This window comes from Sporosarcina sp. E16_8 (genome assembly GCF_017347095.1).
Lineage (GTDB): Bacteria > Bacillota > Bacilli > Bacillales_A > Planococcaceae > Sporosarcina.
Map to the genome: position 1 here is coordinate 1 of NZ_JADPRZ010000078.1, position 8,974 is coordinate 8,974.

An 8,974-nucleotide genomic window follows, 5' to 3' on the forward strand; every position below is an offset into this window, starting at 1 on the left:
GTCTTTACGGACCTGTTCCTTTTTTTATTTTTAAAACCGGAAGAGAGTGGTAAAAAATGAAAAAGAATGTTTATACTGGATTCTATGCAACGCTAGTGGATATTTTTATTATTCAAGATCCTTTATACAGAAACGAAAATAACCCGAAACACTCCATAAAAGGAGTATTTCGGGTTATTAGTTCCGCATGTCAATAAACCAAGAAATTCATATCTTCAAACTGTTGTTTACATGCTTTTTACTAGACAGTATCCGTTGTCCAGTATGTATGTCGGCGTAAATCATCATTTAGTTACATCGCATCTTTTTCTCTTGGATCCCCTGGTCTTCTTCGCTGAATAATACGCCTACCCGCATGCTCATATATCCGCTCCCCTTTTCATGCCACTGACCCTCCAAGACTATGAACGATTAAACTACTATTGATTGCATCTACATCTGGTAACATTGATACATAATTTAATACGAGCCGGACATCGCTAAGCTGCTTCGTGACCGTAACTTCCGCATAATTGCCGACTGTTCCCACATAAACCAATTGATAGCTATTTCTTTAAAATTTCGTTCCATGAAAAGGACTATCGACAATTAGTTTGCATAGAGAACTTGGGGGCACCTATTTCGTAAAATCAGTTAGCCATGTGGTATCAAGCTATTGGCTGGGCTCAAATGCCTTAAACAAACCAGGCAACTCGTTAGGATAATATAATTACAAGTAGCTACTCAAGGAATTGAGTGGTGGTGTTTTTGTTGAAAAACAGATTATGTCTTTTCTATAGTGCTGATTGTTAGGTTCTGATGTTAACCTCCTCCCCGTCGTGAGGCTAGTGATTTTTAGGCGTCTTATACCGGCACAATTCTGAATCGCGTTAGAGTAAGGTACCTTATGTTTGTGCTAATATATAGAGTACGCCAAAAACTAAACAGAGAAGGTTGATATAATGTTGAAATCATTATGGAATATATATATAAAAATTCCGTTTATCGTGAAAATAACTACCGGTTTTATCCTCGGTGCGATTGTTGGCATAATCTTTGGAACAAACGCTGGATTTCTTAGCCCACTAGGCACCTTGCTCTTAAATCTATTAAGCTTGGTTGCCCTTCCAGTCATTTTCCTCACGGTCGTTTTAGCTGTGAATCAAATGAATGTTACACAGCTGGGTCGGATTGGTGGCAAACTGATCCTTTATTATACGGCAACTACAGCGGCTGCCGTTCTGATTGGACTATCGCTTGCGCTTTGGTTTGCTCCAGGTAAAAACATGACCTTGCCTAATGTGACTGTCGACAAACCGATTATGCCCCAGTTTTCAGATGTTTTACTACAAATCGTGCCCAAGAATATTTTTGCCGCTTTCACTACTGGCGATTTGATGGCCATCTTATTTGTAGCAGTCATTATCGGCATGGCAATTTCGATGTTGAAATTCTCCCCGGATAAGAAGATGATGGAATATGGAACGTTGCTAGACAAGATGTTTACTGCACTTAATATCATGTTTTACAAAATCTTGAGTGGTGTGTTGTTATATGCACCCATAGGTATTTTTGCCATCAGTGCTACTGCATTCGGTAATCAAGGTTTAGAGACCTTTAAAGCATTGCTGACATTTACGGCGGTTTTCTATTTAGGACTACTCATATTGTGGGGATTTGTCTATACGGGATTCTTGAAATTATCCGGGACACCAATCGTCAATTTTTTCAAGCAGACAAAGGATGCATATACGGCCGCCTTTTTCACATCCAGTAGTATCGCCTCTCTGCCTATTGCAATAAAAGCGGCAAAGAAAGCTGGTATTTCAGACAAGACAGCAAATTTCGCTCTTCCTTTAGGCGCAGTCTTCAACTCTGACGGTGGAGCGCTCCGGATGGGTGTATCTATTGTCTTTGCTGCAAATATTACCAACCTAAACCTTTCCGTTTCAGACTTTTTCATGATCATCGTGATAGGTACACTCCTGTCAATTGGTACAGCAGGCGTTCCAGCGGCAGGTTTAATCACTTTGTCAGCCGTCCTAACGATGTTTGGATTACCTCTTGAAATTGTGGCATTAATCGCAGGAGTGGACGCCATTATCGGCATGGGTGGAACTGCCACTAATGTAGTAGGTGACATGGTCGGTGCCGCCGTAGTAGATCGTACAGAACGAAAGAAAATCGCCTCGAGAATCCATTTATAGAACAATGAAGAGCTTTAGATTGAACTAGTCATTCCTGGCTCTCCTACGTAAGCATTAAATAGGTCAGAATCTGCAAAAGGGATAACTTTATATGAAAAGAAAGCAAAGAAGTTGATGGACTCTGTTAATGAGTCCATCAACTTCTTTGAATCCCCTTTAAAACTACAATGCTACTTTTTGGGGATGCTCATGAAAACTCCCAAGCCATTCAGTGGATTTGCTAAATAATTCATGTTCAAATGTGTAGCTTGAAAACGTATGGTCTGCCCCCTCAATATAATGCTTATTGACTCGTTCAAGAATTGGTCTTTGTTGCAATGATACGAAATAACGGGCGGCATGTTCTTTTGGTATATCCTCATCCTGTTGTGCATGAATGATCAACGCCGCCTCTTGATATGAACGAATCGCTCCAAGGGGATGATGATTTTTCAAATCTGTTAAAAATATTTGACTGACATAAAACCCACGATAATCAACTACCCCATTTGTTTCTGCAGTTTTCATAGCACTCGTGCCTAGAATTTCAGCAATGTCATCATATGGTTTACCAACTGGCGACCATAAAATAAGTTTACGTATACGACGATCTTTTGCAGCTGTTAACGAAGCGACAGCACCGCCAAGACTATGACCAATTAAAATAATATTATTTGCATCTACTTCAGGTAACACCGATACATAATTTAGCACCGCCTGAACCTCACTTAATTGCTTCGTTACTGTAACATCCGAATAATCGCCGTCACTTTCCCCGCAACCACTAAAATCAAAACGAAAAACCGCATATCCCTTCTCCGAGAAATATCGTGCTGCTTTCACAAATAATCGATGTTCACCGACTTTGCTACCGACAAATCCATGCAATAAAACAATAAGCGGAACCTTTCTATGATTTGCTCCTTCTGGGAGATGGAGAGCCCCCGAAAGATAGAATTGATTAGCATAAATTGAAATCGCTTTACTCGTCATAGTAAACACCCTCTCAAGGATACTCTTCTTATAAACTAATCTTACCTGTTTACTTGGTATTATACTTATGGAGTTTATAAAAGTCAATAAACAGGTGTGGAGGCCAATTTGACTTTCATGCGTTGTTTATAAGGCGGAATAATTAATATAGGAGTAGAGTAAAAAAGGCATAAGGTTCTAATCGATTCGGAATTCAATCGGAACCTGATGCTTTTAAATTATTCCATCACCTTGTCAATCAATAATTTTTCAATTTCGTTCGTTGGACCAGCTTTGCAGTTTTCAGCATCAAGATGCTTTGCCCATTCCCTCGTGTCAGCTGCAGTTTTTCGTAGAGGACGAATCGAAAGCCCAGCCTTTGCAGCATTAGATGCATCTACAATGAAGAATCCTTGTGGATATTGTTCAGAAATCGGTATCCAGAATGGAAAACGATACTTTGGATCCATCTCTACTTTTGCCACGATAGTGTCGGGAATGGCGATTTTTTCTGTTCCTTGTTCAGAAGTTAATTCATCGATGAACGTTTCGAATGAAACCGGTTGAGAAGCAGCATTAAACGTCCCTGTTTTCTTCTCCTCAATCATTTCTACAATCCATTTCGCTAAATCACGAACATCAATCCACTGTACTTTCCGGTCGCCTCCCGGTATGGCAATAGGTCCTTCCTCAACACTACGCATTGCCCAATATGTGAATCTATCTGTCGGATCATCCGGACCTACGATAATGCAAGGTCTAACAATGAGAGCTTTACTGCCAAATCCGTCATTCACTTCTTTTTCACACATTACCTTTAACGGGCCGTACGTTTCGCCTGTCACTTCATCTGTAGTAATAGTATGTGTAAATGTCGAGCTTTTCTCATTTACATCGCCTTTTGAGTGATCATCATAAACTGAAATCGTTGAAATAAATGTATAATGGTCGAGCTTTTCTTTCAGTGCTTCAATAACTGGTTTTACATCATTCGGCGTATAGCCGCTCGTATCAATGACAGCGTCCCAATGTTCTAGAGCCGCCTGATCCATATGTGCCCGACGATCCCCAATAATATGACGACACTCAGGAAATAAATCCGGATTTGTTTTTCCACGATTGAATAGTACTACCTCATGTCCGTTTAGAAGTGACCGCTCTACGATATGACGACCGACAAACGATGTTCCGCCAATTACTAATAATTTCATGTGATAACCCCCAATGTATTCTTGATAATATTCTCATCTTATAATTACTTGTTCTCTATTTACTGTCATAGTTCCTTCCTTAGACAAAAAACATCAATTTCATAATTCAATGCACCTTATTGCTTCAATCAAAAAATCTGTCTGCCATGAACTTGATCATTTGCTAATCATTCTACTAGCCATTTGTTTCAACTCTCAAAAAAACGCTTGGATAGTTTCTATCTAAGCGTTTTTGAATATAAAAGTTGAACAAATGAACACATATATAGATAAAGCGAAGGCGCTATTTTGTGTCAGTAACTGAACACCGGTAGCGGCGCGATAAGACTGGCAGTAATTTGCTCCCGGGATTTTCGCGGGAGGCGTACACGAAGCGCCTTAGCTAATTCAATGAAGTTTTTTATGACAACATATATAGATTGGTCAAAAACTCCTATATTTAATAGTTGACACAGTTACTACTATGCTAAATACGCTTCTCGGACTTCTTCATTAGTAATTAAATCATAGCCGTTTCCTTGAAGTTTAATTTCTCCTGTTTGAATAACATAACCTCTATGCGCAATTTGTAGCGCTTGATAAGCATTTTGTTCCACAAGTAAAATCGTTATGCCTTCTTGATTTAATTCTTTTATAATTTCAAAAATTTGTTCCACAATGATGGGGGCAAGTCCCATTGAAGGTTCGTCCAGCATTAATAAATCGGGTTTCATCATGAGTGCTCGCCCGATGGCAAGCATTTGTTGTTCTCCTCCGCTCATCGTCCCACCCTTTTGCTCGATACGGTCTTTCAATTTAGGAAAAAAATGAAAGACTTTTTCCATTCGTTCATTAATCACATTTTTATTCTTTACTGAGAATGCACCCATTAGTAAATTTTCTTTGACCGACAATTTCGAAAAGATCCTTCGACCTTCGGGAACATGAGCAATTCCCAATAAAGTCGTTTCATGGGCAGGCTTGTTTGATATTTCCAATCCTTTATATATAATGTTGCCAGTCTTTACTTTCACCAATCCGCTTATGGATTTTAGTGTCGTAGATTTTCCAGCACCATTGCTACCTATAAGTGTTACAATTTCTCCCTTTTCCACTGAAATGTCTATACCCTTTAAGGCATGTATACCACCATAATAGGATTCAACATTTACTAATTGAAGCATATAGTGTCCCCCTATCCCGTTTGAATAGCTCCCGATCCTAGGTATGCTTCTATAACCTTTGGATTATTTCTGATGTTCTCAGGCTTACCTTCCGCAATTTTTTCGCCATGATCCAACACAACGATATGTTCAGATATTTCCATGACGAGCTTCATATCGTGCTCAATTAAGATAACGGTTAGATTGAATTCATGTTTCATGCTCTGTATGAGCTGCGTTAGATTTTTTGTTTCTTTTGGATTCATGCCTGCCGCAGGTTCATCTAATAATAATACCTTTGGATTAGCAGCAAGGGCTCTTGCAATTTCCAGTCTCCTTTGTGCGCCATAGCTTAGATTACATGCTTTTTCATTTAAAAGATGAGCTAGTCCTACATATTCCAATAAGTTATATGCATTCATTTCTGAAGCCTTCTCTTCCTTCCGAATGGCAGGAAGATTTAATAGAATACCCATTAGACCTGCTTTTAAATGGGTATGCATACCAACAAGGACATTTTCAAGTACTGACATTTCATTAAACAAGCGGATATTTTGAAATGTCCTCGAAATCCCTTTTTTTGAAACGTCATGCGGCTTTAATCCGTTTATTTTTTCATTTTCAAGGAGAATTATGCCCGACGATGGCTGATAAATACCGGTAATCATATTAAAAAATGTTGTTTTTCCAGCACCATTCGGTCCAATAACTGCTGTAATTGAGTTTTTCTCCACTGTCATTGATACATCTTGATTTGCTGTTAAACCGCCAAACTTTTTAGTCAAATTACGAACTTCTAATATAGACATTTACTGCACCTCCTTCTGCTACAGCTTCTCATTTTCCGATTGTTCCTGCGTTGTTACTAACTTAGCTTTCCTATTTACTCCTTGTAAGTCCTTTTCAATAAATATACGGTTTTTTGCTGGCAAGAGTCCCTTTGGTCTATATAAAGCAAACAGGATTAATAATGCTCCAAATATAAACCGTTGCATTTTAGCTGGTGATAATGCGTATGGAATCGAAATTATTCCTGACAAGCTTAGTTGATTCAACCAATTTGTCATTTCCGTCAATACTTGGAGATTAAGTATCGTCATAACGGCCGCCCCAAGAATAACGCCCGGGACACTTCCCATACCACCTAAAACTACCATTACTAATATCGTAATTGACTCAAGTAGTGTAAAGCTTGTAGGGTCTACAAATGCTTGTTTAGCAGCAAATACGACACCCATCATCCCTGAGAAGGTAGCACCAATCGCAAACGCCATTAGTTTTGTCCGAACTAAAGGGACACCCATAGCTTGAGCAGCTATTTCATTTTCCCTAACAGCCTTCCACGAACGCCCTATTTTGGAGTGCTCAAAACGACGAACTGTAAAGATCGTGAAAAACAGGAGAACAAGTACAATGTAATAAAATTGGCTAGGATAAAGGAAATCGATTCCAAACAATCTAGGTGGGGTTACGGAAGAAATCCCCATTGCACCATTTGTAATATTAATGGGGCGATCTAGATTATTAAATATAATTCTAATAATCTCTCCAAAACCTAACGTAACAATAGCTAGATAATCTCCCTTAACCCGAAGAACTGGTATTCCAAGTAGAATTCCAAACAATGCAGCTACCAAACCGCCTATGATAATAAATAGCCAAAAGCTTTCTCCTGATAAAGGGAAAGTTCCAAATGGCATGAAATTAGATGCTTGCGCTGTCGCAAAAATACCATATGTGTATGCCCCAACTGCGAAAAATGCGACAAATCCCAAATCAAGAAGCCCAGCCATACCAACTACAATATTTAAGCCTAAAGCCATAGCGATATAGATACCAACAAGTGTGGAAACTTCCATATACGATTGATAAGCATCTCCATTACTAGCAGTGAACGGAAGTAAAAACACGAGCACAAAACCTGCTAGCAGCCATTTTGTGAGATTAGTAAACTTTGTGAAATATAATAGTAATAATGATGCTAATAGAAGCAAAAACGCGGTAACTGACTTCTGTGCCGTAAATAAACTAAGCGATGTAACCCCGATGTAAATTAGAAGAAAGATTCCCTGCGCAAGTTTGTTTTGTTCGTATTTTTTCCATAGAGTTGTCATTCTTCTCACCTACACTTTCTCAGTGACCGGTTTGCCTAATAGGCCCTCCGGTTTAAAAAGTAACACGATGATCAATATTGCAAATGCAAACACATCTTTGTATTCGGCACCAAATACTCCACCAGTTAAAAGTGTTAAATTAGCAGATGCAAACATTTCTAATACCCCAAGTAATAAACCGCCAATCATTGCGCCACGGATATTTCCTATGCCGCCTATTACTGCCGCGGTAAATGCCTTCAACCCGAGAATAAACCCAATATAAGGATCTATGGTTCCGTATTGTACAGCAAATAATACCCCCGTTGCACCGCCAAGAGCAGATCCTACAAAAAAGGTTATTGAAATAACTTTATTCACATTTACTGTCATCAAGGAAGCTGTTTCTCGATCTTGTGCTACAGCTCGCATCGCCATTCCCCATCTTGTCCTATTCACAAATATATCTAGAGCAACCATCATAACAACCGCCGTAACTAGCACAATAATAAATGATGTTTTTATAGATGCATCGTTAAAAATTGAACTTATAGATGAAGTTTTTATCAAAACTTGTTCTGTAAAAAGACTAGGTCCCGTTACAATGTAGTTTCCTTTTGTTAATTCTGCTATGAATCTTACAATATCTTGTAATAAAAATGAAATGCCGATAGCTGTAATAAGCGGGATCAATCTAGGTGCATTACGTAATGGTCTATATGCCAATCTTTCAATACCCATCCCCAAAAAACCTGTTAGGACAGCAGTTACTATGAGTACAATAATTAGCATTACAATGGCTGGAAGCGCCGAACCCCATCCAGTTCCTGTCATAAAGATTAATAGGGCTGTCCCAATAAAAGCACCTGTCATAAAGATTTCACCATGTGCAAAGTTAATTAATTCCAATATCCCATAAACCATTGTGTACCCTAAAGCAATTACAGCATACACAGTTCCTAAGGCAAGGCCATCAATCAAGACTTGCGGGATTGTTTGTATTACTTCGTTCAGCATAAGTTACCTCCTTGTCCAAGGTGTATAGAAGAAAAGGGTATTCTCACTGAGAAAAGCGCAAGGCGCCCGCTAGACGCGACAGGCATAAGTCAATCCGGCGACGTGGCGCACTTTGCCCGGGAAGGATGCAGTTCAATCCTTCCTAGCTGGATTACTTATGACCCGAGCCGCTGGCGCCTGGAGCTAGACATCATGAAAAGCGCAAGGCGCCGCACAGCTCCGACAGGCATAAGACGGGGCGGCGCAGTGGCGTTCTTTGCCACGTAGCCGGTCTGACTTATGACCAGAGGAGTTGGCGCCTGGAACTAGACATCATGAAAAGCGCAAGGCGCCGCACAGCTCCGACAGGCATAAGACGGGGCGGCGAAGTGGCG

The 8,974-nt window shown here is 39.7% G+C and carries 8 protein-coding genes; 1 reads left to right on the plus strand and 7 read right to left on the minus strand.

All coding sequences use genetic code 11. The annotated features are described in order from the left end of the window. Positions 1-379 precede the first annotated feature (379 nt). Positions 380-538, minus strand: coding sequence for a hypothetical protein (locus I2484_RS20205; protein WP_207152854.1), 159 nt, complete (start codon positions 536-538; stop codon positions 380-382). A 403-nt stretch (positions 539-941) separates the two neighbouring features. Between I2484_RS20205 and I2484_RS20210 the strand changes: the two genes are divergently transcribed. Continuing rightward, complete coding sequence (locus I2484_RS20210; protein ID WP_207152855.1) at positions 942-2,186, plus strand: dicarboxylate/amino acid:cation symporter; 1,245 nt, start codon at positions 942-944, stop codon at positions 2,184-2,186. 162 nt (positions 2,187-2,348) lie between these two features. On the opposite strand, the gene I2484_RS20215 is transcribed toward I2484_RS20210, so the two are convergent. The 6 genes from I2484_RS20215 to I2484_RS20240 all read right to left on the minus strand — a co-directional run bounded on the left by I2484_RS20215 (position 2,349) and on the right by I2484_RS20240 (position 8,600). Continuing rightward, a complete protein-coding gene (locus tag I2484_RS20215) occupies positions 2,349-3,158 on the minus strand; it encodes an alpha/beta hydrolase (RefSeq protein WP_207152856.1) in 810 nt (269 codons plus the stop codon). Between the two features lie 218 nt (positions 3,159-3,376). After that, positions 3,377-4,348: an NAD-dependent epimerase/dehydratase family protein gene (locus I2484_RS20220; RefSeq protein ID WP_207152857.1), complete on the minus strand. Its 972-nt coding sequence runs from the start codon at positions 4,346-4,348 to the stop codon at positions 3,377-3,379. A gap of 461 nt (positions 4,349-4,809) precedes the next feature. Further along, positions 4,810-5,511 carry an ABC transporter ATP-binding protein gene (locus tag I2484_RS20225; protein ID WP_207152858.1) on the minus strand — a complete coding sequence of 234 codons (702 nt, stop codon included), beginning with the start codon at positions 5,509-5,511 and terminating at the stop codon, positions 4,810-4,812. Positions 5,512-5,522: 11 nt separating this feature from the next. Continuing rightward, complete coding sequence (locus I2484_RS20230; protein ID WP_207152859.1) at positions 5,523-6,299, minus strand: ABC transporter ATP-binding protein; 777 nt, start codon at positions 6,297-6,299, stop codon at positions 5,523-5,525. 18 nt (positions 6,300-6,317) lie between these two features. Next, positions 6,318-7,604, minus strand: coding sequence for a branched-chain amino acid ABC transporter permease (locus I2484_RS20235; protein WP_207152860.1), 1,287 nt, complete (start codon positions 7,602-7,604; stop codon positions 6,318-6,320). A 9-nt stretch (positions 7,605-7,613) separates the two neighbouring features. Beyond that, the gene (locus I2484_RS20240; RefSeq protein ID WP_207152861.1) at positions 7,614-8,600 is read right to left on the minus strand and encodes a branched-chain amino acid ABC transporter permease; all 987 of its coding nucleotides are present in this window, start codon (positions 8,598-8,600) and stop codon (positions 7,614-7,616) included. Between the last annotated feature and the right edge of the window lie 374 nt (positions 8,601-8,974).

Bases quoted from the DNA above. Each gene is read 5' to 3' on its own strand.
- I2484_RS20210 (WP_207152855.1), top strand. From the start codon at position 942: ATGTTGAAATCATTATGGAATATATATATAAAAATTCCGTTTATCGTG.
- I2484_RS20215 (WP_207152856.1), bottom strand. From the start codon at position 3,158: ATGACGAGTAAAGCGATTTCAATTTATGCTAATCAATTCTATCTTTCG.
- I2484_RS20220 (WP_207152857.1), bottom strand. From the start codon at position 4,348: ATGAAATTATTAGTAATTGGCGGAACATCGTTTGTCGGTCGTCATATC.
- I2484_RS20225 (WP_207152858.1), bottom strand. From the start codon at position 5,511: ATGCTTCAATTAGTAAATGTTGAATCCTATTATGGTGGTATACATGCC.
- I2484_RS20230 (WP_207152859.1), bottom strand. From the start codon at position 6,299: ATGTCTATATTAGAAGTTCGTAATTTGACTAAAAAGTTTGGCGGTTTA.
- I2484_RS20235 (WP_207152860.1), bottom strand. From the start codon at position 7,604: ATGACAACTCTATGGAAAAAATACGAACAAAACAAACTTGCGCAGGGA.
- I2484_RS20240 (WP_207152861.1), bottom strand. From the start codon at position 8,600: ATGCTGAACGAAGTAATACAAACAATCCCGCAAGTCTTGATTGATGGC.